22 protein-coding genes are annotated in these 23,272 nt (G+C 57.6%); 6 read left to right on the plus strand and 16 right to left on the minus strand.

Annotated elements, in window-relative coordinates; translation table 11 throughout:
* The first annotated feature begins 17 nt into the window (after nt 1–17).
* Entirely contained in the window at nt 18–1,352 is a 1,335-nt protein-coding gene (locus tag MUY35_RS00105) for an NAD(P)/FAD-dependent oxidoreductase (protein WP_248362913.1), read from the plus strand.
* A gap of 104 nt (nt 1,353–1,456) precedes the next feature.
* Here the strand turns inward: MUY35_RS00105 and MUY35_RS00110 are convergent, their stop codons facing one another.
* From MUY35_RS00110 to MUY35_RS00135, 6 genes are all read right to left on the minus strand, one after another.
* A complete protein-coding gene (locus MUY35_RS00110) occupies nt 1,457–1,780 on the minus strand; it encodes an SMR family transporter (RefSeq protein WP_248362914.1) in 324 nt (107 codons plus the stop codon).
* Between the two features lie 171 nt (nt 1,781–1,951).
* The gene (locus MUY35_RS00115; RefSeq protein WP_248362915.1) at nt 1,952–2,338 is read right to left on the minus strand and encodes a hypothetical protein; all 387 of its coding nucleotides are present in this window, start codon (nt 2,336–2,338) and stop codon (nt 1,952–1,954) included.
* Nucleotides 2,335–2,733 (minus strand): group II truncated hemoglobin, encoded by a 399-nt coding sequence (locus tag MUY35_RS00120; RefSeq protein WP_248362916.1) that lies wholly within the window; start codon nt 2,731–2,733, stop codon nt 2,335–2,337. Before MUY35_RS00120 ends, MUY35_RS00115 begins: the two co-directional genes overlap by 4 nt.
* Nucleotides 2,730–5,102 (minus strand): aminomethyltransferase family protein, encoded by a 2,373-nt coding sequence (locus MUY35_RS00125; RefSeq protein ID WP_248362917.1) that lies wholly within the window; start codon nt 5,100–5,102, stop codon nt 2,730–2,732. Before MUY35_RS00125 ends, MUY35_RS00120 begins: the two co-directional genes overlap by 4 nt.
* 159 nt (nt 5,103–5,261) lie before the next feature.
* Nucleotides 5,262–6,275 carry a helix-turn-helix domain-containing protein gene (locus MUY35_RS00130; RefSeq protein ID WP_348984487.1) on the minus strand — a complete coding sequence of 338 codons (1,014 nt, stop codon included), beginning with the start codon at nt 6,273–6,275 and terminating at the stop codon, nt 5,262–5,264.
* Nucleotides 6,276–6,566 (minus strand): hypothetical protein, encoded by a 291-nt coding sequence (locus tag MUY35_RS00135; protein WP_248362918.1) that lies wholly within the window; start codon nt 6,564–6,566, stop codon nt 6,276–6,278.
* A gap of 619 nt (nt 6,567–7,185) precedes the next feature.
* Between MUY35_RS00135 and MUY35_RS00140 the strand changes: the two genes are divergently transcribed.
* Nucleotides 7,186–8,025 (plus strand): type II CAAX endopeptidase family protein, encoded by an 840-nt coding sequence (locus MUY35_RS00140; RefSeq protein ID WP_248362919.1) that lies wholly within the window; start codon nt 7,186–7,188, stop codon nt 8,023–8,025.
* Nucleotides 8,022–9,203, plus strand: a complete 1,182-nt coding sequence (locus tag MUY35_RS00145) for a serine hydrolase domain-containing protein (RefSeq protein WP_248362920.1) — start codon at nt 8,022–8,024, stop codon at nt 9,201–9,203. Before MUY35_RS00140 ends, MUY35_RS00145 begins: the two co-directional genes overlap by 4 nt.
* Before the next feature lie 42 nt (nt 9,204–9,245).
* Here MUY35_RS00145 and MUY35_RS00150 read toward each other — a convergent pair whose 3' ends face one another.
* From MUY35_RS00150 to MUY35_RS00185, 8 genes are all read right to left on the minus strand, one after another.
* A complete protein-coding gene (locus tag MUY35_RS00150) occupies nt 9,246–10,091 on the minus strand; it encodes a DUF6544 family protein (RefSeq protein ID WP_248362921.1) in 846 nt (281 codons plus the stop codon).
* Between the two features lie 113 nt (nt 10,092–10,204).
* Nucleotides 10,205–10,894: a phosphate regulon transcriptional regulator PhoB gene (phoB, locus tag MUY35_RS00155; RefSeq protein ID WP_248362922.1), complete on the minus strand. Its 690-nt coding sequence runs from the start codon at nt 10,892–10,894 to the stop codon at nt 10,205–10,207.
* The gene (phoU, locus tag MUY35_RS00160) at nt 10,891–11,622 is read right to left on the minus strand and encodes a phosphate signaling complex protein PhoU (protein WP_248362923.1); all 732 of its coding nucleotides are present in this window, start codon (nt 11,620–11,622) and stop codon (nt 10,891–10,893) included. Before phoU ends, phoB begins: the two co-directional genes overlap by 4 nt.
* A gap of 34 nt (nt 11,623–11,656) precedes the next feature.
* Complete coding sequence (gene pstB / locus MUY35_RS00165) at nt 11,657–12,454, minus strand: phosphate ABC transporter ATP-binding protein PstB (RefSeq protein WP_282569142.1); 798 nt, start codon at nt 12,452–12,454, stop codon at nt 11,657–11,659.
* 14 nt (nt 12,455–12,468) lie between these two features.
* Nucleotides 12,469–13,818, minus strand: a complete 1,350-nt coding sequence (gene pstA, locus MUY35_RS00170; protein WP_248362924.1) for a phosphate ABC transporter permease PstA — start codon at nt 13,816–13,818, stop codon at nt 12,469–12,471.
* Complete coding sequence (pstC, locus tag MUY35_RS00175; RefSeq protein ID WP_248362925.1) at nt 13,815–15,281, minus strand: phosphate ABC transporter permease subunit PstC; 1,467 nt, start codon at nt 15,279–15,281, stop codon at nt 13,815–13,817. Before pstC ends, pstA begins: the two co-directional genes overlap by 4 nt.
* 61 nt (nt 15,282–15,342) lie before the next feature.
* On the minus strand, nt 15,343–16,395 hold the full coding sequence (locus tag MUY35_RS00180; RefSeq protein ID WP_248362926.1) for a substrate-binding domain-containing protein: 1,053 nt from the start codon (nt 16,393–16,395) through the stop codon (nt 15,343–15,345).
* Nucleotides 16,396–16,560: 165 nt separating this feature from the next.
* Nucleotides 16,561–17,598 carry an ATP-binding protein gene (locus MUY35_RS00185; RefSeq protein WP_248362927.1) on the minus strand — a complete coding sequence of 346 codons (1,038 nt, stop codon included), beginning with the start codon at nt 17,596–17,598 and terminating at the stop codon, nt 16,561–16,563.
* A gap of 227 nt (nt 17,599–17,825) precedes the next feature.
* On the opposite strand from MUY35_RS00185, the gene MUY35_RS00190 reads away from it, so the two are divergent.
* Entirely contained in the window at nt 17,826–18,212 is a 387-nt protein-coding gene (locus MUY35_RS00190) for a hypothetical protein (RefSeq protein WP_248362928.1), read from the plus strand.
* On the opposite strand, the gene MUY35_RS00195 is transcribed toward MUY35_RS00190, so the two are convergent.
* Complete coding sequence (locus tag MUY35_RS00195) at nt 18,206–19,291, minus strand: DUF6456 domain-containing protein (RefSeq protein WP_248362929.1); 1,086 nt, start codon at nt 19,289–19,291, stop codon at nt 18,206–18,208. The two genes, MUY35_RS00190 and MUY35_RS00195, sit on opposite strands and share 7 nt — an antisense overlap.
* A gap of 244 nt (nt 19,292–19,535) precedes the next feature.
* Between MUY35_RS00195 and MUY35_RS00200 the strand changes: the two genes are divergently transcribed.
* Nucleotides 19,536–19,832 (plus strand): DUF6477 family protein, encoded by a 297-nt coding sequence (locus tag MUY35_RS00200; protein ID WP_248362930.1) that lies wholly within the window; start codon nt 19,536–19,538, stop codon nt 19,830–19,832.
* Nucleotides 19,833–19,932: 100 nt separating this feature from the next.
* Here MUY35_RS00200 and MUY35_RS00205 read toward each other — a convergent pair whose 3' ends face one another.
* Nucleotides 19,933–21,474 carry a trimethylamine methyltransferase family protein gene (locus tag MUY35_RS00205; RefSeq protein WP_248362931.1) on the minus strand — a complete coding sequence of 514 codons (1,542 nt, stop codon included), beginning with the start codon at nt 21,472–21,474 and terminating at the stop codon, nt 19,933–19,935.
* Nucleotides 21,475–21,660: 186 nt separating this feature from the next.
* Here MUY35_RS00205 and guaA point away from each other — a divergent pair, with 186 nt between their 5' ends.
* A complete protein-coding gene (guaA, locus tag MUY35_RS00210; RefSeq protein ID WP_248362932.1) occupies nt 21,661–23,220 on the plus strand; it encodes a glutamine-hydrolyzing GMP synthase in 1,560 nt (519 codons plus the stop codon).
* The last annotated feature ends 52 nt before the right edge of the window (nt 23,221–23,272 follow it).

A 23,272-nucleotide genomic window follows, 5' to 3' on the forward strand; every position in this document is an offset into this window, starting at 1 on the left:
ACCTAACGGAGATCTACATGCCCAAACGTATCGCCATCATCGGGGCTGGCCCGTCCGGTCTTGCCCAGCTTCGCGCTTTCCAGTCTGCCAAACAAAACGGCGAGGACATCCCCGAGATCGTCTGCTTCGAGAAGCAGTCCAACTGGGGCGGTCTGTGGAACTACACGTGGCGCACGGGCGTGGATCAGTATGGCGAGCCGGTGCATGGGTCGATGTATCGCTACCTTTGGTCGAACGGCCCCAAGGAAGGTTTGGAGTTCGCAGATTATTCCTTCGAGGAACATTTCGGCAAGCAAATCGCCTCCTACCCGCCCCGCGCGGTGTTGTTCGACTATATTGAAGGACGTGTGAAGAAGGCCGGGGTGCGCGACCAGATCCGCTTCGAGACTGCCGTGCGGCGCGTAGAGTTTGAGAACGGCAAGTTCGAGGTCACCGTCAAAGACCTGCCGAACGACCATGAATACACCGAGACATTCGACCATGTGATCTGTGCCTCTGGCCACTTCTCAACCCCGAATGTGCCGGAATTCGACGGGTTCGACATGTTCAAGGGCCGCGTTTTGCACGCTCACGACTTCCGCGACGCATTGGAGTTCAAAGATCAGGACTTGCTGCTGGTCGGCACATCGTATTCTGCCGAGGATATCGGCTCGCAATGTTGGAAGTACGGCGCCAAATCGATCACCATCAGCCACCGCACCGCGCCTATGGGCTATGACTGGCCCGAAAACTGGGAAGAGGTGCCGCTGCTGGTGAAGGTCGACGGCAACACCGCGCATTTCAAGGACGGCACCACCAAGCATGTGGACGCCATTATCCTATGTACCGGCTATCAGCATCACTTCCCCTTCATGGCTGAAGACCTGCGTTTGAAAACTGCCAACCGCTTGGCGACGGCTGACCTCTACAAAGGTGTCGCGTGGGTGCACAATCCTGCGCTCTTCTATCTTGGCATGCAGGACCAGTGGTTCACTTTCAATATGTTCGACGCCCAAGCGTGGTGGGTGCGCGACGCCATCATGAGCAAGATCGCCCTGCCCTCACAGGCCAAGATGGAGGCCGACGTCGCAGACCGCATCGCGCGCGAAGATGCAGGCGCGGACGACTACGATGCCATCTGGTACCAAGGCGACTACATCAAGGAACTGATCGCCGAAACGGACTACCCCAGCTTCGACGTGGAGGGCGCTTGTCAGGCCTTCAAGCAGTGGAAAGGCCACAAGAAGGCCGGGATCATGACCTTCCGCGACAACTGCTACAAATCGGTGATGACCGGCACCATGGCCCCCGTCCATCATACCCCGTGGAAGGACGCGTTGGACGATAGCCTAGAGGCCTATTTGCAGAATTGAGCGTCCCCTACGGCCCCACCTGCAAGCGGGTCGTAGGGATTATTCTGTTGGCCGATTGGAGCCCATCTGGACGAGCGGGCGCAGAGTGTCTCTGAGGTATTTTCCTATGCAGAAGAGCTCGAAATCTTCATCAGCACGATCCCCGCAACGATCAGAAGGGCTGCGATCAGACGCAACGGCGTCAGAGCCTCCCCCAGCCCGATAACACCCACGGCGAACGCCCCGACGGCACCAATGCCGGTCCAGACAGTGTAGGCGGTGCCAAGTGGAAGCGATCGCATCGCGATCGAAAGCAGGAAGACGCTCGCAATCATCGTGACAATAGTGATTATGCTGGGCACTAACAGCGTGAACCCCAAGGATTTTTTCATGAAGAACGTCCAAAGAACTTCCAACAAACCAGCGAAAACGAGATAAATCCAAGCCATTATTTGGCCCTTTCTATTGGGCCGGCCCGTCCTGGAATCTTTTGGAAAAGCCGGTCGTCCCGCATGGGGTGTCTAGTAGTTATGAAGTTGTTACCGGCCAAAGAGTGCGCCCAAAACGTGGCTGGGCCAACCGCGTTTAAATCCCACAAAGCGACAACTCCCCTATCCCCTTCACTTCGGCACAAACGCCAGCCGCCGGCCGTTTAGTATCTTGAACGGCGTCGGCGGGGTTGTCTTTGAGACCCAGAAGTAGTCGCCCAGATACTCCATCACGTACCATCCCTCCCACTCGGTATCGCTTGGCCAGATGGACTGGAATTCGTCACGCTCGGCATCGCTGCGCCATTCACCTTGGCTGGATGGGGTGCCTTCTTGCGCGAAGATTGTTGTGCCATCGGGGTCGAAATACTGTCGGTAAGCGCGACCGTCCCAAATACCGACTGCGGTGTTTCCCGTAAGAAGTGCCGTGATGTCTTCGGCCTTCAGTTTCACTGATTGCGCGACCGCTGGAACAGCAAGCAATGCGCATAGGAATGCAAGTGCGACGCGGCGCTTCATTCGCCCGCCACCTTTCCGTCGTTCACCAGGATCATCGCGACCCGCCGCAGCGTTGCACGCAAGCGGTCGATATGGCTACCTTCATGGCCCAGATCGTCAAGCGCTCGGTCCATGAGCGTCAGCCAGTTCTCGGCATCTTCTAAGCGGATCGGAACATGGGCGTGGATATCGCGCACGTTCATGTGGCGGTGCTTTTCCATGTAGTACTGCCGCCCGCCCATGAAGCCGGACAGAAAATCGAACTGCTCGACCCGCGTGTGGGCAAGCCCGTGATTTTGAAGGTGTAGCGACACAATCTGGCGGCCTTCCGGCATAGACTCGACCAGATCATAGAAATGCTCGACCAACGCGCGCAAAGCGGTTTCGCCGCCGATTTGGTCAAGCACTGTTGTCATGAGCGCGGGCGCTCTTTCTTGGGATCGAACGCCGCCAAGTCAGGGCGGATCGTTGCGGGCAAGCGCTTTTGATGACCGTCGAGCTTGCCGATTTCCAACTGTGTTCCGGCTTCGGCATGGGCCACATCGACCCGGGCGATCGCGATGTTGCGTCCCAGAAGCGGTGAGCGCATGGACGATGTAACCTCACCCACCTGCGCGCGGCCCACATGGACGCAATCGCCATGGCCGACCTCAACCTGACTGTCGATATCCAGCCCCACCAGTTTGCGCATAGGATGCTCTTTACGACGGATCAGGGCATCGCGCCCGATGAAATCGTCTTCTTTGGACTTTAATGGCACAGTAAATCCGACACCTGCTTCGTAAGGATCGGTTTGGTCCGAGAAGTCATAGCCCGCAAAGATCAGCCCTGCCTCAATGCGCACCATGTCCAGCGCATCCAGCCCCATCGGTTTCAGGCCGTGCTCTTTGCCAGCGTCCCAGATTGCGTCGAAAATCTCCTCGCAATCCTTCGGGTGGCACATCACCTCATATCCCAGTTCACCGGTATAGCCGGTGCGTGACAGAACGAAGGCGGTGCCGCTTTCGTTGTTAAGCCGCGCCGGTGTGAAACGGAACCAGCCAAGTTGATCAAATTCAGGATTGTGTGGTGCAGTCCAAGTGATTTTGCGCAGCAGATCGCGGCTTTCTGGTCCCTGCACCGCGACGTTGTGCAACTGATCGGTCGATGCACGCACCAACACCTTCAACCCCAACTTCTCGGCCTGCTCACGGATCCATTCCCCGCCGTAGTCAGAGCCGCCAATCCAGCGGAAATTGTCGCGGCCCAACCGGAAGACGGTGCCATCGTCGATCATGCCGCCATGCTCATAGCACATCGCGGTATAAACAACGGCACCCACAGCCAAAGTCTTCATATTACGAGTGAAGACATATTGGCACAGCGCCTCTGCATCTGGTCCTGTGATCTCGAATTTACGCAGGGGCGACAGGTCCATGATGACGGCCTTTTGTCGGCAGGCGCGGTATTCCTCAATCGGGCCGGTTTCGGCATAACAACTCGCCAACCAATAGCCGTTATACTCGATAAAGTTGCGAGTGTGCTTGGCGAAGCTGTCGTGAAATCCGGTTTGCTTGGTCATTTTAGGTTCCGCATCTGGAGTGGGCCGGTACGCGACCGAGCGTTGGAAGGTCTCTTTGCCGCTATAGGTGCGGATGTGAATGTCGGTCGGGTTCCAGCCATTGGCCGCCGACGTGTCGTCGGGACAGGCGGAGCTGACGCAGACGATATCCGTGAGTGCGCGCAACAACACGAAGTCGCCGGGGCGCGACCATGGTTCGTCGGAATACATCACGCCATGCTCGTCAAGGAAGGTGTTGAAGAAGAAGTTGATTGCCATCCAGCCACGGCGCGGGGCAACGCCGTAATCGGCGAGCGCCCCATTGAAGTTGGTCGAGCAGTTAACGTGGCCGGGATAACCCATGTCGTTATAATACTTCTCGGTACAAGCCATGGCGAACGCGTCATGCCGCCCGCAGGTGTCTTGCACGACCTCGACCAACGGCAACATTTCCTGATCATAGTATTTCGCGTGTAGTCCGGGCATTGGATAAGCATGGCCCATCAGTGTGCGGGTCGTCGTCACGTCAAGCGCGTGCTCAATGCCCTTGTCCAACTTGCGCGCCGAAAAGCATTCGAAGTCAGTGCATTGGCGACCGTCCACATCCTGGATTTGGATGTAGTCGCCCGCCTTAACGAAATAGGACTCGGCGGTGGCGTTGTGGATTCTGACGTCCAGCACAGGGTCGGCCAATGGGTCCGGCAACTCGAACTTGACATGTTGCTTGATGACGGCGCGTTTCACCATGACGGTAAGTGGCGTGGTGGTGTCTTGTGCTTCAATATCCATGGCACCGCCGGGGGCCGCGATGATCACGACCCCGTCGCGCGTTGCGCGTAAGGTCTCTTCCGACTTAGCGCGGGAAATGGCGTCGAACAGCCGGATAGCTTGTGCGTGGGCCACGTCTATCGCCCGCGCGTCAAGCCCCATCCGCAAGCCACGCAGTGAATTGTCAGAGCTGACCAACAGCGCCCGCAGACCCGTGGCCTGTGCGTTGGCGCTCGTGCCCAAAATTGCCGCATCAATTCGGCCTTTGCCGTCGGCGGCAACGATCTCGGCCACCTGCCCGCCTTCATCGTTGATCACGGTGATCTGGTCACCCGCCTCAACGGGGATCAGCACGGCGCCGGCCCCTTCGACCACATAGCGCTCTGTTCCCGGCGGCATCGAGAAGACACGAGGTTGGATAATTTCGCTGGGTTTCGGAGGGCCCGGCCTTACCTTAGGATACGGATCATCAAGCATGTTTTAGGTCCCCGTCGCGCCCATGTTGCATGAGTGGAATAATTCTTTAACAAAAAGAATAACCAGCCGATCTGTGTCCTGCAAAGAAAATCGGTCGGTGCGCAGACGTTTTCCGATGCTTGGCAAGAGATGGGGTGCTTTCCCGAGAGAATAGCAGCCTTAATGCTTAAGAATTTTTACCCGTCTGCGCGCGCGCAGCTTGGATGGCGTTTGGCCGAATTCCTCCTTCACCGCATTTGCCATGGTCGCGAGTGATCCGAACCCCGTGGCTACGGAAATCTCTGTGAGCGGCATCAGTGTTTCTTCCACCAGGTCCTTGGCGCGCCGTGTGCGCAGTCGCTTATAAAACCTTGCGGGTGTGTCGTCGAAGACTTCTCGAAAGTTGCGCTCCAGTTGACGGGTGGACAGACGCAAGTCGCGCACCAATTCGCTAATCGGTATGGGATCGGCGAGCGTGCTCTCCATGATACGGATGGCTTGCGTAACTTGACCGTCAAATAACGCAGCGTTGTCAGCCAGGTTTTTGGGCTGCTCCGCATCGCTTTTGCGGATCGTGTGTATTAGCAGTCGATTGCCCAGCTCCGCCACTTGTGGGCCATCGAGCATTGGAGCGATCAGTCCCAGGATTAACTCTGCGGTTGCCCCCGCCCCTGCGGCGGTGACGATACCGTCTGAATTTTCCGAGAAACAATGGGTCAGGTTTGGGTGGTATCCTTCCTCCGACAGCATTTCGACATCGCGCCAATGGGTGGTAACTTTTCCCGCAGGCGCATGTGTCGCCTTGATATATGCGGTGGCCGCGTCTGACAGCAGCGCAACCGGGCGGGCTTTGCGCTGCATTGCGCGGGCGCGCTTTAGCCATTCGTCGGAACGCGCGGTATTTGTTCCGCCCACCACAATCATGACATCAGACAGCAAATGATCAGGCACTGCCAACTCGGAGCGTACTATCATGTCGCTCCGGCTCTTGGTCAGCCCCGGCGTGTCGGACACAATGCGCCACGTGAAGCGCGCTGTGCCGCATAACTCATTGGCCAATGTTAACGTTCGGGTGACCGATGATAGCTCGAAATCACAAAAACCCGCGCTGACGAACAGCTCGAAACTGCGGAGAGTGCTTGGTTTCCCTGCGACAGCTAAGTTCATGTTGAATTTGGTCCCGTAACGTCCCATTTAAACCTCCAGCTCGCCAGCCGCACGGCGAGAATGCAGCGAGACGGAGCGTGCCATATGGTGGCATTCCGTCACCGCTGCACCTTCGGCCATCAGCATCATCACCGCGGATTTTTCAACGATCTCTGAATGACCAATCATCACAACCTCCGGCATATCGCTGATTGAGATCGACACAAGCTCGGGTATATTATGATGGGCATCGCAAACCGCACGGCAACTCTCAAGAATGCGAGCCGCGACGGCCTTTCCGTCCATCAGGCGGTGGTCGGCGATCAAGTCCTTCATCATGGCATGCCCCAGAAATTATCATAGCGATTTGATACTGTGGCTTGCACAGCGATTTTTCCTAAAATTCAACATTTATTACTTGGGGTCAATGTCCGGGCCACAGCCATCGGCTGATGGCTCAACAGACAAGTCCTCCAGCGCCCCGATCAAATGCCAACGAGACGGCTCGGAAAGTGTAGGTTTGGGGCGCCTAACCTGCTGGCGTCGGACATACACCTCTGAACGCCCAAGCGTGGGGGTCGAATATCTGACACCGATCCAGAAACTGAAAACAGCATAGGTTCCACTTCTTCGCAGTTAAGCCGACACAGACGTTAATGGTTCACTTTCCAGCCCTCCTGTTGCAACAGGGCGTGCGGGCGGCGATATCCGTAGCTCACTGGGCTTTCCGCGTTTCTCAGCGCAAAGGCAATCTGTTCATCGTTGATAAGTTTCTTCGAAATAGGCTCGCTCCTTATCGTGCCAGAAGTATACCCAAATTTCCGCATTAAATTTGAACCGGCTTCAGCGGGTCAAGACCAGACGCATCTTCCCAATTGACTGAGGTCATTGAGCCAAAATCAAGATCCGACATAGTGGTTCCAAACCGTTAAAAATCGTGAATTGTTGGAGAGGTGCCATGTCAGTAGCAGATGACCCACCCGTCCGGGGTATCCCGTCCCGCGCCCTGCTCTTTTTCGTATTCATCACATTTGCGATCACATGGGGGGTGATTGGGTCCTACATTTTCTTTCCCGAACAGGCCATGGCCGCGTTTGGCCAGATCAGCGGCTCGCATCCGTTCTTCTTTCTCGCGACTTGGGCGCCTGCGATTGCGGCTGTCATCCTTGTCCTAAGCTACAGCGGCCTTTTTGGCGTGTGGGCTTTTCTGTCGCGGATTTTTCTGTGGAGGATGTCGCTTGGTTGGGTCGGCTTTGTCCTGGTCGTGCTGCCCTTGGTGTTCATGGTCGGATCGCTGGCAAAGGGCGGACCGCTGCTTGCCCCGATGCCGCCTGAGGGTGCCAGCGCGATGTTCGCCGTTCTTTTCATGATGCTGTTCCTCGGACCAATCGAGGAGTTCGGCTGGCGCGGTATCGCACAGCCGCTGCTGCAGCGCCATATAGCGCCGATCTGGGCGGGTGTTACAATTGGCGCGTTCTGGGGTGTGTGGCACCTTCCCGCGTTTTATTTGTCGGGCACAGTTTTCGGCGGTTGGGACTTCTGGCCTTTCTTTGTTGGCAACATCACTCTTGCTGTGCTTGTCACCCCGATGCTGAACGCGGGTCGTGGGGGGCTGCTTTGGCCGATGCTTTTTCACTGGCAATTGATCAACCCCTTCTGGCCGGATGCACAGCCCTATGACACGTGGATACTCGTTGTCGTGGCCGTTGTGGTGGTCTGGGTCAACCGCGAAACAATGTTCACACGGCAGGGCGCGGTGACCGACGTTATCCCCGACCTGACAGGCCGACGGGCATGACGTGTCGGGCTGTTCTTTTGGCGGCGATGTGTGGACTCGTGGCGGTGATTTCGCCCCTGTCATGTATCGCAGGGGCCGATGAGTTGCCGTCTCAGGTGCAAGAGTTACTGGATGGGTTTTGCGCTGACTACGGGTTTCCCGGCGCAACCGCCGCCTATGCCCTAACGGATGGATCTATCGAGAGTGTGGCGACGGGGCTTGCCGATGTTGAGGCTGGAACGCCGATGACACCTGAAAGCCGCATGCTGGCCGCCAGCATTGGCAAAAGCTTTGTCGGGGCGACCGTGCTGGCACTTGAAGCTGACGGGCTGCTTGATCAGAGTGACCTTGTCGCGCGCCACCTTGGTGACCGCGATTGGTTCGACCGATTGGCAAATCATGAAACGATGAGAATTGGTGACCTGCTTAGACATAGCTCTGGCCTTCCCGATCACGTCCACACCAAGGCCTTCGCTGCCGAAATGCGCGCACGGATGCAATCGGGTGGCGACGCGTTGTCACCCGAAGCCGCCATCGGTTTTGTGCTTGATACCGACGCACTGTTTCGTGCTGGGACAAGTTGGGCATACAGCGACACTGGTTATTTGCTGCTTGGCCTAATTATCGAGCAGGTTGCAGAACGCCGTTACTATGATCTTGTGGCCGAGCGGTTCCTGAACCCTTTGAAGCTCACGGCAACTGCACCGTCCAACAAACGAAGGCTGCCGGGCCTTGCTGTCGGTTACGTTTCTGAGGACAATCCGTTTGGCATGCCGGTTCGCATAATGGACCAAGATGGACGGCTGCTATGGGACCCTGCGATGGAGTGGACGGGCGGAGGGCTGGCCTCCACCTCGCGCGATCTTGCGGCATGGGGACGGGCGATTTTTGGCGGCTTTGCAATGGCGGTCCCCTATTTGGACCGGCTGCTTGATGGCATGGCCATATCGCCTGACACGCCAGATATTCTGTATGGCGCGGGGATTGCGATTTATAAAGATACACCGCACGGGCCGGTATTTGGGCATGGTGGATGGATCCCCGGCTATGTCTCGAGCTTGCGCCACTACTCAAACCACGGCGTTACGATTTCATTCCAGATCAACACTGACGTCGGCATCGCAGATGACAGCACCGACCTTGTGCAAGCTCTTGAGGCCGCTCTGGCCGATCTTGTGATCACTGAGAGTGGCGGGTGAAAGAAAAGAGCCCCAACGCTTTTGTCCAGCCGCTAGCCTCCATCAAGGCGCCCTGGCCGGATATGCAAGCTCAGTCACGTTTGCGATGAAGAACGGGAAGTAGTCGTCTGTCCCAAACCAGTTTCCCGCCTCAACATGCATCGGCACGCGAAAGCCCTGCACCAATTGGAAGTCAGTCAGGTAGCCGCCAAAGGGCTGCAGGCGATGCACGCCCTCGGGGTTCGCGTTGCTCCAACGTTCAAACGCGACCCTCGTTGGCTGCCCGTCACTGTCGACTGTAACATCGACAGATTGCGCGATCCCGCCATTGTGTATCGTGTAGCGTGCGGTGTCTTGATCGACGGCTTCCCACGTGACGTTAGGTCCGGGCAGAATGGCCGCTGGTGTCCAGAATGCTGCCTCGGCGACGTAACGCCCAAAGGCCGAACGCGTATGATCCGCGTCACCCCCAAAACGGGCGACAGGGATCAACCCCACCAGCCAGAACCGCGTCCAGCGCCCTGAGTCTGAGCCTGACATCCGCATCAACCCAAGTCGGCCCGCCATCTTCCACACGAAGCCGTCAGGGGCCGCCAATACCTGCGTTGCGGACATGTTCATATAGTTCGGCACATCCTTGCTGCCGAGGCTGAACTGCCCCTCCATTTCAATCTGCGCGACGGTGTATAGGGGCGTCCCCTCGTCGATCGCGAATGAAAAATAGCGCCGCGCCGGTTCGGGCAAATCGGAGACCATCGCTTGCGAGAATCGTTCCGGCTCTTCTGGTTGGAGCGCGCGCAGGCGGTTCATTTCCGACCAGTCGCCCCGATTGTCGAGCTGCCGCCATCCGAGCAACCCGACAAGCAATAGGACCACGAATACAAACGCCACAAGAAGCAGAACCTTCATTCATCCCCCTATCAGCCGAAGCAATCGATCCAATCACCCCTATACTCGTGCTCATCTCATGCCCGTTCAAGGGTTACAGTGCGTCATGGTCGTCGCTTAGCAAAGGCATCACCCTACCCCAGCGCATAGCCCGTTCCCCGCACGGTGCGCAGTGGATCGTCTCCGCCGTGGCGGCACAGGGCTTTTCGCAGACGGCCAACATGGACGTCGACAGTGCGCGTATCGACATAGACATCACGCCCCCATACACGGTCCAGCAATTGCTCGCGGCTCCAGACACGCCCCGGTTTTTCCATCAGCGTAGACAGAAGGCGAAATTCGGTCGGCCCAAGTTTTACATCTGCCCCTGATCGTGTCACGCGGTGGCTTTCGCCGTCCAGCCTGATGTCGAGATATTCCAACCTTTGGCCAACCGCTGCCGGGCGCGTGCGGCGCAGCTGGGTGCGAACGCGCGCCATCAGCTCACTGACCGAAAACGGTTTGACCACATAGTCATCCGCGCCGGTTTCCAAGCCGCGCACGCGGTCAACCTCTTCTGAGCGGGCCGACAGCATGATCACCGGAATGTTGCGGGTTTCCTTGCGGGTTTTCAGGCGGCGGCAAATCTCGATGCCCGACACGCCGGGCAACATCCAGTCCAGCAACACGAGGTCAGGCATCACCTCATCGACAAGGATCAGCGCATCATCGCCGGTTTCAGCCATGGCCACGTCATAGCCTTCCGCGCCAAGGCTATAGCGTAGGATTTCGCGCTGTGCAGGCTCGTCTTCAACCAGCAACACGCAAGGTTTGTCAGCGGTCATTGCGTGCCCTCGATATGGCCTGCGGTCGGGGTTTCGTAATTGGGCGCATTGCCTTTGGGCCGCGCCTCGTCAGGCATGTCGCCGGTCACCAGATAGATTACCTGCTCAGCGATCGAGGTGACGTGATCCCCCATCCGTTCGATGTTCTTGGCGATGAAATGAAGGTGCATACAAGACGAGATGTTGCGCGGGTCTTCCATCATGAAAGTCAGGAATTCGCGAAACAGCGCGTTATACATCTGGTCAACTTCAAGGTCGCGCTGACGCACATCCAGCGCCAATGCCTCGTCGCGGCGGATATAGGCGTCCAGCGCGTCAGACAGCATTTTCTGCACTTCATCTGCCATCCGCTTGATCGCGCCTGATGCGCCGTCGATGGGCTGCATATGCACCAGAACCGTGGTCCGTTTGGCCATGTTCTTCGCGTAATCTCCGATACGTTCCAGATTTCCGGCGACTTTCATCACGGTCAGAACCGTGCGCAGATCAGATGCAATCGGCTGGCGTAGCGCCAGAAGACGCGCGCATTCTTCGTGGATTTGCATATCCAGCGCGTCAATTTTCTTGTCGTTCTTACGCACGGTATCGGCAAGTTCTTCGTCGCGCCGCTTAAGTGACTTCGCGCCGTCACGGATCGCGTCTTCGACCATGCCGCCCATTTTCATCAGATGGGCCTGAATTTCTTCAAGGTCGCGGTCAAAGGCAGATGCGATATGTTGGTCCGTCATGGGTCTCTCTCCTGCCCCTATGGGCGGTCTTTCGTCAGCCGATCCGGCCAGTGATGTAGCTTTCGGTGCGCTTGTCTTCCGGGTTGGTGAATATCTTATCGGTGTCACCATATTCCACCAGATTGCCCAGATGGAAAAACGCTGTTTTCTGGCTGACGCGCGCGGCCTGTTGCATCGAATGGGTGACGATCACCACGCAATAGCTTTGGCGCAACTCGTCAATCAACTCTTCCACCTGTGCGGTGGCGATGGGGTCGAGCGCCGAGCACGGCTCGTCCATCAACAGCACTTCGGGTTCCGTGGCAATCGCGCGCGCAATGCACAGCCGCTGCTGTTGGCCGCCTGACAGGCCGGTGCCGGGGGCATGAAGGCGGTCTTTCACCTCGTCCCAGATGGCCCCACGACGCAGGGATTTTTCGACAATGTCATCCAGCTCGGCCTTGTTTCTGGACAGCCCGTGAATGCGCGGACCATAGGCGATATTGTCATAGATCGACTTGGGGAACGGGTTTGGTTTTTGAAACACCATCCCGACCTTAGCGCGCAATTGCACCGGGTCGACGCGTTTGTCGTAAATATCCTCGCCGTCCAACAGAATTTCCCCGCTGACGCGGCAAATGTCGATTGTATCATTCATCCGGTTCAGGCAGCGCAGGAAGGTCGACTTGCCACAGCCGGACGGCCCAATAAAGGCGGTCACCGTCTTGTCTTGTATGTTGACCGAGACATCCTTGATGGCGTGGTTGTCGCCATAATGGACCTGCACGCCGCTTGCGGTGATTTTGATGTCCTGCATCGCCGCGACCTTCTCGATTTTCGTCATATCGTTCATGTGTTTGGTCTTTCCTACCAGCGACGCTCGAACCGGCGACGCAGAATGATTGCGATGATGTTCATGCACATCAGGAATAAAAGCAGGATGATAATGCCGCCCCACGCGCGTTCATAATAAGCTGGATCGGCGCGTTTGGCCCATTCATAGATCTGCGCGGGCATGGCCGAATTTGGCGACATAAAGCCGTCGACCAACCCGCTGGGATAGTTTGATGCGACATAGCCCACCATCCCGATCAGCAGAAGCGGCGCGGTTTCCCCAAGCGCCTGCGCCAACCCGATGATGGTTCCCGTAAGAATGCCCGGCATGGCCAGTGGCAGCACATGATGGAACACGGTCTGCATCTTGGACGCGCCCACACCCAAGGCGGCTTCGCGGATCGAAGGTGGTACGGATTTCAGTGATGCGCGGGTCGAAATGATGATCGTTGGCAAGGTCATCAGGGTCAGCACCAGCCCGCCGACCAGCGGCGCCGATTGCGGTAGGTGGGCAAACTGAATGAACACCGACAGCCCCAATATGCCGAACACAATAGACGGCACAGCGGCGAGGTTTGCGATGTTCACCTCGATCAAATCTGTGAACCAGTTCTGCGGGGCGAATTCCTCTAGATAGATCGAGGCCGCGACCCCAACCGGCAAGGCGCAGGCCAGCACTACAAGCATCATATAAAGGCTGCCCAACATTGACACACCGATCCCCGCTTGTTCCGGGCGGCTTTCCGACGCGTCCGCGCCGGTGATGAAGGGCAGGTTGAAACCCTTCGACACAACCCCTGCCCCATAAAACGCATCGACCAGATCAAGATGCGCGGGCGTCAGGTTCTTGTCGCGCGTAAGGCTTTCGCGGCTGACGCGGCCTTTCAGATACCCATCGACGCGCGATGAGGCCAGCAGGTGGAATTCGACCGTGTCACCGATCCGATCCGGGTTGGCGATGACAAAGTCGCGAACGTCTGCCGCCGCACTTGAACTGAGCATCTTGCGCAGGTCTTTGCCCTTCGAAAACGGGTTGTCAATCGCGGCGTCGGTGAGGGCTTGCGCTAAGGCGGCGTCGATCAATGGGTTATACCCGAAGGTCGTGATCTTCTTGATGGCCTCAAGATCGCGGGTGCCGGATTTGTCGATTTTTGCTTCAGACAGTTCGACATTAAGGGTGATGAACGTTTGCTGGAACGCGCCCATACCTTTGGCGAAGATCGAGGTGATCAACACCATGAGGAACAGCAAACCAATGGCGATGGCCCCAATGCCATAAGCGCGAAAGCGTGCCTCGGCCGCATTGCGTTTCTTGGTACGTGCATCCAACGCCAGAAGCGAGGATTGCGCGCGCGCACCAACGGGGAAATTCGCGTCGCTCATTCGTATTGCTCCCGATATTTGCGCACGATGTAAAGCGCGAGGATATTCAGGCCAAGCGTCAGGACGAACAGCGTCATGCCAAGGGCGAAGGCCACCAGCGCTTCGGGACTGGCAAAGTCGCTGTCGCCGGTCAACTGGCTGACGATCTTGGCTGTGACGGTAGTCATTGCTTCAAACGGGTTCAGGTCCAGCCGGGCGGCGGCCCCTGCCCCCATAACGACAATCATTGTCTCGCCAATCGCGCGGCTTGCGGCCAAAAGAACGGCACCCGCGATGCCTGGAAGGGCAGCCGGCAGCACAACCTGACGTACGGTTTCAGACTGCGTGGCACCCAGCCCGTAAGAGCCGTCGCGCATCGCCTGTGGCACCGCATTGATAATGTCGTCGGACAGCGAACTGACAAATGGGATCAACATGATACCCATCACAAGGCCCGCGGTCATTACCGAGCGTGCGCCCTGCATCCAGCCCAAACCGTCCGCGCCAAACACGTTGACCAGCAAGGGTCCGACTACGGTCAGGGCGAACAGGCCATAGACGATGGTTGGGATGCCCGCCAGCACCTCTAACAGCGGTTTGGCGAAAGCGCGGGTTGTGCGGCTGGCATATTCTGACAGATAGATGGCGGCAAACAGCCCGATGGGCACGGCCACCAAAAGGGCCACGAAGGAAATATAGAGCGTGCCCCAAAGCAGCGGCAGAATGCCCAGATGTTCCGACCCGCCACGGCCCTCCGGGCTCCAGGTTGTGCCAAACAGGAAGTCAGCGGCTGGGAACATGCCAAAAAAACTGATCGTGTTGAAGATCAGAGACAGAACAATGCCGACCGTGGTCAGGATCGCGAGCGACGCAGCCCCTATCAGCAGCAGTTTCACACCATACTCGACCGTATTGCGCGCCCGAAACGTGCCCGAGGTCATGCGCATCGCGGCCAGAAAACCCAGGGACGCAACGACCAGCACGACGAACGTCATGGCACGTTGCCCGGTGGTCGACTGGTCACGCAGCAATCGCGCGGCGGTTAGTATGTCGGCGCTGATATCGCTGCCGATTGCCACGCCAACACTCCCAAGCAGCGCACGCAGGTCGGAGGTTTCGGGGTCAAGTGTGTGAATGCCCTCGGCGGTGATGACACCCTGACGAAGGGCGTCACCCAACCCATCCGCGACGCGGTTCACATCGCTCATGATCAGGTTCAACTGACCTGCGTCACTGTAAAGTGCGTCGGGAATGTGGCCCGAGACATTGGCATTGATCATGATGGGTTGGATCACGACCCACACGGCCAGAACCAGAAGCGCGGGCACCAAGGCCAGCATTGCAACGTTGAACCCGTAATAATTCGGAAGCGAATGCAGCTTTCGCCGGTCCCCGCCAACCGACGCAACCGCGCGGCCGCGGCCGAGAATGAACCCAGTGGCGGCCAGTGCCAGTATGATTATGAGTAACCAGAGTGCGGACATGATGAACTCTTGCAGCAAAAGCAATAAGCGGTGCGAGGTCCCTGCCCCGCACCGCCAGATTTCAGTTGGTCAGAACGTCTTCTGCCGCAACAGACGCTTGGGTGGCGGCCAGTTCCGGGTCAGCCACCAGGCCATATTCCGACAGCGGGCCGTCGGGTCCGGCAATCTCGTCCGAGATGAAGAATTCCGCGAATTCTTTTACACCGGGGATGACGCCGATATGGGCCTTCTTGATGTAAAAATATAGCGGGCGCGACACGGGGTATTCGCCGGACGCAATCGTGTCCGTTGACGGTGCGACGCCCGACATGGTCGCCACTTTCAACGCGTCAGTGTTGTTTTCGTAAAAAGCCAGACCGAAGATCCCGATGCCATCCTTATTTGACGAGATCGACGCAAGCGTTTCGGTATAGTCGCCGTCGATATCGACGGATTTGCCATCGGTGCGCACTTTGTAACACATCTTGGCCGCGGCTTTCGCCTTGGCCTTGTCGTCGTCACCTTCCGCACCTGCCAGAAACGCGTCATATGCGCCGGTTGCCTTACAGCCTGCTTCCATCACTTTCACCTCAAACACTTCGCGGGTGCCGTGTTTGGTGCCGGGGATGAACGCTGCGATGTCCGTGTTGGGCAGGTCGGCGTTGAGATCAGACCATTTTTTATGGGGGTTCTCGACCAGCTTGCCGTCGACAACCACCTGCGCGCCAAGGGCGTGATAGATGTCGGCTGGATCAAACGTGGTAAAGTCGGGTCCTTCGATCTGGCTCGCGAACACGATGCCATCATAGCCGATCCGAACCTCCAAGATATCGGTGACACCTGCGTCGGCGCAAGCGGCGACCTCGCTGTCTTTGATCTTGCGTGACGCGTTCGCGATGTCGATTGTGTTTTCGCCAACACCATCACAGAACCGTTTCAGACCAGCCGACGAGCCGCCCGATTCAACAACCGGGGTCGGGAAGTCGAAGTTCTCGCCGAAAGCTTCCGCAACGATCGCGGCATAGGGCAGCACGGTCGATGATCCGGCGATCTGAACCTGATCACGGGCGTGAGCAGCGGTTGCAGACACGGCGGCGATCGCCAGCGTAGATGCGGTTAGGTTCACAAAGGACATGGATTTCTCCTGTTTTGAAATGGCATCGCCCGCTTGGACGACATGAGGTTGTCCTAGAGCTGTTGATCAAAGCTTTTGTGTAAGTTTTGTAAAAGTAGTGTGACAATTGGCGCCTGCAGACCGATTTTCTGCCTCAGAACAGAAACAAACCAGCCCCGCAGCTTGTCAGGTTTTCGGTGGCAGCGGCAATGAAACCAAAAATGTACTGCCTTCGCCCGGCGTGCTTTCGATCCGCAGCCGCCCGCGATGGCGATTGACGATGTGTTTCACGATCGCCAGCCCCAACCCGGTGCCGCCGAGCGCGCGCGAGCGATGGTCATCGACGCGATAGAACCGCTCGGTCAATCTTCCCAGATGCTTTGGGTCGATGCCTTCGCCGTCGTCTTGGACCGTGATTTGTAAGCCCGGCCCTTTGAATGCCGGGATCATGTCCGCAGACTTGACCGTTACCTGAACCGACCCGCCTTCGCGACCATACTTGATCGCGTTTTCAAATAGGTTGGTGAAAACCTGAATAAGCTGGTCCCTGTCCCCCAGCACAACAATCGAGCGCGGTGCGTCAAAGTTGGTGTGAAAGACAACCCCTCGTTCGCCCGCCGCCGGGCTGAGTGCGTTGATCACCGACAATATGACCTGATCCAACTCGATCAAATCAGTGGGGCGCATACGCACCATGTCTTCAACGCGGCTCAGGGACAAGAGGTCTGTCACCAGCCGGTTCATCCGGTTCGCTTCCCCATCCATAATATCCAAAAACCGCGCGCGCGCGTCAGGATCGTCGCGTGCAGGGCCGCGCAAGGTTTCTATAAAACCCGACAGCGCGGTCAACGGCGTGCGCAACTCGTGGCTGACATTCGCGACGAAATCCGACCGCATCTGCCCCGCCTCTTCATGAGACGACACGTCAACAAAGGTCAATACGACCGCATTTTCCGAGCGAACGGGGGCCACATGGACGTCAAAAACCAGTTCGCGACCGGGTCTTGACATGAGATAGCGAACGCTGGATTTGGGTGCGCCGGACAGCACCGATTCGACCGCCTCAAGTAATGCAGGTTGACGAACGGAGTTGGCAACATGTCGACCGATCAGATTGGCACCGAGCAAGTCCGTCGCCGCGTCATTTTGCTGCGTGACCCGGTGATCGCGACCGATCATCATGGTCGGCACCGGCAAGGCCTGCAAAATTTCAACTGACGCCATAACGCCCCCAAAACGGACTTCGTTTCCTCAGACCAATGAGATGGCCGGATAATAACGGCACGTCAAACAGCAAAAATACAACATTCCGCGTGCAGAGAGAATTGCAAATTCCACGTTCGCCTTATATGTGCATTCGGGAAGGCAATCCGACGGGCGGGCACGGCGTCCACCTGTCATTTCAAGCGGCTAATTGTGGCGATAGAATCCTCAGAACGGGAACCGGGTTGATGGCAAGTGACCGCGCCGAAAAACCGATGCTATTGGCATTGGGAGGCGATACATTCTTTGAATCCCTTTCTACGGATACATACCGTGTTTCGCACATGACGTGCGACGTTTTCTGTAAGATGACGCGGGACGACTTCGAAGAAAAGTCGATCCAACTGGTGCTGTCAGCGTTGTTTTGCGCCCAGACGGATTGCATCGAAATTGGTCAGCGTTTACATAGTCTTGGATTTCAGGGCACCTATTTGATCCGCGCCGACACCCTACCAAACCCGGCCATCATCAAACGCGAACTCCGTCAGCTATATCCGGGTTTGGATTTTCGGATCGTTATGCCCGACGAGATGACGCATGCTTTGGACAGCCCGGAGGCAGCAACCGGTCAATAGATCAGGTCATGGTCATCGCCAGAGACCTTGCCATAATGGCGCGCAAGATAGCTTAGCGCGACGCGCAACATGTATTTGCCTGACCGCGCGGGCATCGACATATCCGCCTCGACCCGTTCCATACCCCTTTCGTGACAGCATACCGCCATGGCAATCTGAGCGAGCTCTGGACCCAGCGCACCGATCGCATCCGAAAACCGCTTGCGGGCGTCAAGCTTGCGGTCCGAAGGGTGGCCGGACGGCGCTGGCGTCTGGATTGCAGCTTGCACCCGATCCCAGGTGGCCGTGCCCGACAGTGCAAACTTGCCCAAGGCAAAGTCGCGATGCAACCGTTCGGCTGCGTTCACCAGATCGGGCGCAAGATAGGGTTGCTGGCGCCCTTTGGCACGCCCCAGAACCCGCACTGGGCTGTCTGCGCCGATGGGACGTTTTGACCGTGCGCCCTTCGATGAGTTGGCGGATTTTGCCCCTTTGTGAAGGTCGGTAAGCCCCACCTGTGCCTTGACAAATCCCGTTGCACGACTTTCCATCTGAGCCAGCATCCGGTTCAACGCCACCCGGCCCTCGGACGTCATGTGGTAACGGCAAATGCGCCCTTTGGTGCTGCCGTCGATCCAACCGCGAAGGGCCATCACCTCGACCACCTCGGTCGGGCCTTTGGCCAAGGCCACCGGGTCACCCCCCTCATTGGCCGCCAGCACGACGGCGGTGTCGACGCCCTGACTGACAACCATCACGGCCTTGTCTTTCATCATCGCCCGCAACAACCTGAGCATATGGGGCGATACGGGGTCGTCCTCGATCGTTTCCAATGTGGCCTCAATCGCTTCAAGGTCGGCCTGCCCGTCGCGCACGCCTTCGCCCAAGCGGGTTAACAGGGAATCAACCAACGGATCATCCCGGCGCGCCTCGGTCTTGCGCACTTGGCGCATCACGGTCGAAGCATGAACCCCCATATCGCGCGCAAGTGCCCGGATCGACGCGCCCTTTTCGGTATGTTTTAGATACAGATGGACCTCGTCCGGCAACCAGCGCAATACAGTGTTGTGTTCGATCCCAGATGGCGTCGCGTTTTGCATTCAAGCCCCTTCCAATTGGCGTTCCGTGCGTTTCGCGATATCCCACCGCGCAACCGCAGGTTGAATTTAAGCCGATAGACCTATCATTCGTTTGGTTAGCGGTTCGTTAACCCATATCGCTCGCAGTAAGGATTGTTGCCAAAGCGGTAAGATTTGTTAAAGCCTGCGAACGGTGCAAATCGCCCTCGCGCAACACCCGCTTTGGTTGAGTCATGATCACGAGGAATCACTGAAAGGGATCCTCATGACTGACGCCTTCACTTGCTTTAAAGCACTTCGCCGCCCCCGCCTTCTGGTGCGGGCTGCGCGCTTCGGATTGGTCGACTATAACCGCGATAGAGACTTGAAAAAGCTTATGAAAACCGCCGCGACACCTAGTCCGGCCAATGCGGTTAACGAATTGTTGCAGGAAGAAGCGCGGCTAGAGGATACACGCAAAACGGGGGATGCGTCCTACTCCATTGCTTATCATGTCGAGATTCTGATCGCCCTGATGTCGGAAGTGCGACTGCTTCCGCACGGCCCGCGTGAGGTCCGATGATCGCATCTGAGACCTCAATAAGTAAGGGGGCCGTTAAGCCCCCTTACCCAGTCGTTAACCGTATCGAACGGACACGGAACAGTTGGTAAACGATTCCGTCTTAGCCAAACGCATCAGGCATGGATGCCTTTTTGGCTTCAACATAATCGCGCAAGCCTTCGGCGATCCCAGGATCCATGCCGGGCTGTTGGTAATCTGTCAGCAGTTTCGCGACGCGGGCAGATGCCAATGCCTCGGTGTCGCGCGCGCCTTCTTCTTCCCACGTCTCAAACGGTTTGTAATCCAACAGGTCCGAGCGCCAGAAGGCCGATTTGAAATTCGCCTGCGTATGCGCGCAACCAAGATAATGCCCGCCCGGCCCAACCTCACGGATCGCGTCCATCGCTTGCCCGTTTTCGTCGATTGAAATGCCCTGTGCCAAATGGTGCAGCGTGCCAAGCTGGTCGGCATCCATGACGAATTTCTCAAGGCTGGCGACCAGTCCGCCCTCAAGCCAACCCGCCGCATGCAGCATGAAGTTTACGCCGGACAAAAGGCCCATATTCAAGCTGTTGGCCGTTTCATAGGCTGCTTGCGCATCTGGCAGTTTCGACCCGTTAAATGAGCCCGCAGAACGATATGGCAGACCCAAACGACGGAATAGCTGCCCCGCGCCATAGGTCACATGTGCGGCTTCAGGCGTGCCGAAAGTTGGCGCGCCAGAATTCATGTCGATCGACGATACAAACGTGCCCGCCACAACCGGCGCACCTTTGCGGATCAACTGGCTATAGGCCACGCCTGCCAGCACCTCGGCCAGCACTTGCGTCAGGGTGCCTGCGACCGATACCGGTGCCATGGCACCACCGACAATAAACGGCGAGATGATGGAGGCTTGGTTGTTGGCGGCAAACACCTCCATCGCGCCCATCATCACGTCGTCATATTGCATCGGCGAGTTTATGTTGATGAGCGACGTCATCACCGTGTTGTCCCGCACGAAGTCTTTGCCAAACAGAATCTCGGACATCTCAATACTGTCCTGGGCGCGTTCGGGCGCAGTTACGGACCCCATGTAAGGCTTGTCCGACAGGGTCATATGGGCGTGTAACATGTCCAGATGACGCTTGTTCACCGCCACGTCGGTCGGCTCGCACACCGTGCCACCAGAATGGTGCAGCCACTTGGACATATAAGTCAGCTTCACGAATTTGCGGAAATCCTGCATCGTTGCGTAACGACGCCCGCCTGCCACGTCGCGCACGAAGGGTGGGCCATAGACGGGTGCAAGCACCAGATGGTTGCCGCCAATTTCGACATTCCGTTCGGGATTGCGGGCATGCTGCGTAAACTGGCTGGGCGCCGTTTTGCACAGCTCACGCGCCAATCCGCGCGGGATACGCACCCGTTCCCCGTCAATATCGGCCCCCGCCTCTTTCCACCGCTCAAGTGCGGCAGGGTTTTCAACGAAATTGACGCCGATTTCCTCAAGCACCGTTTCGGCGTTGTATTCGATGATCTCCATCGCCTCTTCGTTGAGGATTTCGAGATTGGGAATGTTGCGCGTGATGAATTTCGCACATTCGATGCGAACGGCGGTGCGTTCAGCGCGACGAGCAGCGCCGCCGCCCCCGCGACCACGACGGGTGGGTGCCTCGGTCATGGTAATCCTCCAAAATGTCCTGTTGATTTGTGAATATCCTGCGGTCCCCGCTAAATCCGCTCGCAAGCGTCCTTCATGGGGCAAAAGCGACATCCTGCCGGTAAAGCCAGAAAAAAACGTCCGCCAGATGGCGTTGATGCGCGCGCGGGACTTGCTTTGCCCGGGCCCCTGCCCTAATCCGACGACATGACAGATCAAAGCCACGACCGCCTTCTTATCATCGACTTCGGCAGCCAGGTGACGCAACTTATCGCGCGCCGCCTGCGCGAGCTGAACGTCTATTGCGAAATTCACCCCTACCAGAAGGTCACGATGGGTTTCGTGCGCGAAATGGCCCCGAAAGCGGTGATTTTGTCTGGCGGCCCTGACAGCGTCACCCGTGAGGGCAGTCCGCGCGCGCCACAAGAGATTTTCGACTATGGTGTGCCCATTCTGGGCATCTGCTATGGTCAGCAGACCATGATGACCCAGTTGGGCGGCAAAGTGGAAAGCGGCCACGGCACGGCAGAGTTCGGCCGCGCCTATGTGACCCCCAGCGCCAAGCTCGACTTGTTGGACGGCTGGTTTGACCACGGCGTTGAACAGGTCTGGATGAGCCACGGCGACCATGTCTCTGAAATCGCTCCGGGTTTTGAGGTCTATGGAACCTCGCCCAACGCCCCCTTCGCGATCACCGCCGATGCCAGCCGTCATTTCTATGCCGTGCAGTTCCACCCGGAAGTGCACCACACCCCCAAAGGGGCGAAACTTTACGAGAATTTCGTGAAGCTGGCCGGGTTCAAAGGCGACTGGACCATGGACGCCTATCGCGACGAGGCGATCCGCGTCATTCGTGAACAGGTTGGCGAAAAGAAAGTGATCTGTGGCCTGTCCGGCGGCGTGGACAGCTCAGTGGCCGCTGTGCTCATCCACGAAGCCATTGGCGATCAGTTGACCTGCGTTTTTGTCGACCACGGATTGCTGCGTAAAGGTGAAGCCGAAGAGGTCGTGACCATGTTCCGCGACCATTACAACATGCAACTGATCCATGCAGATGAGCAGGAGCTGTTTCTGGGCGAGTTGGACGGGCAAAGCGACCCCGAAACCAAGCGCAAGATCATTGGTCGCCTGTTCATCGACGTGTTCCAGAAACATGCCGACCAGATCGAGGGCGCAGAGTTTTTGGCCCAAGGCACGCTGTATCCGGACGTCATCGAAAGTGTCAGCTTTTCTGGCGGCCCGTCGGTGACAATCAAGTCGCATCACAATGTGGGTGGCCTGCCCGAGAAGATGGGCCTGAAGCTGGTCGAGCCGCTGCGCGAGTTGTTCAAAGACGAAGTGCGCGCCTTGGGTCGCGAACTCGGCCTACCGCAAAGCTTCATCGGTCGCCACCCCTTCCCCGGCCCCGGTCTTGCCATCCGCTGCCCCGGAGAGATCACCCGCGCCAAGCTCGACATTCTGCGCGAAGCGGACGCTGTCTATATCGACCAAATCCGCAAACACGGATTGTATGACGAGATCTGGCAGGCCTTTGTCGCGATCCTGCCCGTCCGCACCGTGGGTGTGATGGGCGATGGGCGCACCTATGACTATGCCTGTGCGCTGCGTGCCGTGACCTCGGTGGACGGTATGACAGCCGATTACTATCCGTTCAGCCACGAATTTCTTGGTGAAACCGCGACCCGGATCATCAACGAGGTCAAGGGCATCAACCGCGTCACCTATGACGTGACCTCGAAGCCACCCGGCACGATCGAGTGGGAATGACACAACTACTAAAATACGCCGCCGTAAGGGCGGCGTATATATTTCATGACGG

The organism is Aliiroseovarius sp. S1339, assembly GCF_023195695.1.
Lineage (GTDB): Bacteria > Pseudomonadota > Alphaproteobacteria > Rhodobacterales > Rhodobacteraceae > Aliiroseovarius.

Excerpts from the sequence above, each read along its gene's own strand:
- MUY35_RS00105 (WP_248362913.1), top strand. The coding sequence starts at position 18 with ATGCCCAAACGTATCGCCATCATCGGGGCTGGCCCGTCCGGTCTTGCC.
- MUY35_RS00110 (WP_248362914.1), bottom strand. The coding sequence starts at position 1,780 with ATGGCTTGGATTTATCTCGTTTTCGCTGGTTTGTTGGAAGTTCTTTGG.
- MUY35_RS00115 (WP_248362915.1), bottom strand. The coding sequence starts at position 2,338 with ATGAAGCGCCGCGTCGCACTTGCATTCCTATGCGCATTGCTTGCTGTT.
- MUY35_RS00120 (WP_248362916.1), bottom strand. The coding sequence starts at position 2,733 with ATGACAACAGTGCTTGACCAAATCGGCGGCGAAACCGCTTTGCGCGCG.
- MUY35_RS00125 (WP_248362917.1), bottom strand. The coding sequence starts at position 5,102 with ATGCTTGATGATCCGTATCCTAAGGTAAGGCCGGGCCCTCCGAAACCC.
- MUY35_RS00130 (WP_348984487.1), bottom strand. The coding sequence starts at position 6,275 with ATGGGACGTTACGGGACCAAATTCAACATGAACTTAGCTGTCGCAGGG.
- MUY35_RS00135 (WP_248362918.1), bottom strand. The coding sequence starts at position 6,566 with ATGATGAAGGACTTGATCGCCGACCACCGCCTGATGGACGGAAAGGCC.
- MUY35_RS00140 (WP_248362919.1), top strand. The coding sequence starts at position 7,186 with ATGTCAGTAGCAGATGACCCACCCGTCCGGGGTATCCCGTCCCGCGCC.
- MUY35_RS00145 (WP_248362920.1), top strand. The coding sequence starts at position 8,022 with ATGACGTGTCGGGCTGTTCTTTTGGCGGCGATGTGTGGACTCGTGGCG.
- MUY35_RS00150 (WP_248362921.1), bottom strand. The coding sequence starts at position 10,091 with ATGAAGGTTCTGCTTCTTGTGGCGTTTGTATTCGTGGTCCTATTGCTT.
- phoB (WP_248362922.1), bottom strand. The coding sequence starts at position 10,894 with ATGACCGCTGACAAACCTTGCGTGTTGCTGGTTGAAGACGAGCCTGCA.
- phoU (WP_248362923.1), bottom strand. The coding sequence starts at position 11,622 with ATGACGGACCAACATATCGCATCTGCCTTTGACCGCGACCTTGAAGAA.
- pstB (WP_282569142.1), bottom strand. The coding sequence starts at position 12,454 with ATGAACGATATGACGAAAATCGAGAAGGTCGCGGCGATGCAGGACATC.
- pstA (WP_248362924.1), bottom strand. The coding sequence starts at position 13,818 with ATGAGCGACGCGAATTTCCCCGTTGGTGCGCGCGCGCAATCCTCGCTT.
- pstC (WP_248362925.1), bottom strand. The coding sequence starts at position 15,281 with ATGTCCGCACTCTGGTTACTCATAATCATACTGGCACTGGCCGCCACT.
- MUY35_RS00180 (WP_248362926.1), bottom strand. The coding sequence starts at position 16,395 with ATGTCCTTTGTGAACCTAACCGCATCTACGCTGGCGATCGCCGCCGTG.
- MUY35_RS00185 (WP_248362927.1), bottom strand. The coding sequence starts at position 17,598 with ATGGCGTCAGTTGAAATTTTGCAGGCCTTGCCGGTGCCGACCATGATG.
- MUY35_RS00190 (WP_248362928.1), top strand. The coding sequence starts at position 17,826 with ATGGCAAGTGACCGCGCCGAAAAACCGATGCTATTGGCATTGGGAGGC.
- MUY35_RS00195 (WP_248362929.1), bottom strand. The coding sequence starts at position 19,291 with ATGCAAAACGCGACGCCATCTGGGATCGAACACAACACTGTATTGCGC.
- MUY35_RS00200 (WP_248362930.1), top strand. The coding sequence starts at position 19,536 with ATGACTGACGCCTTCACTTGCTTTAAAGCACTTCGCCGCCCCCGCCTT.
- MUY35_RS00205 (WP_248362931.1), bottom strand. The coding sequence starts at position 21,474 with ATGACCGAGGCACCCACCCGTCGTGGTCGCGGGGGCGGCGGCGCTGCT.
- guaA (WP_248362932.1), top strand. The coding sequence starts at position 21,661 with ATGACAGATCAAAGCCACGACCGCCTTCTTATCATCGACTTCGGCAGC.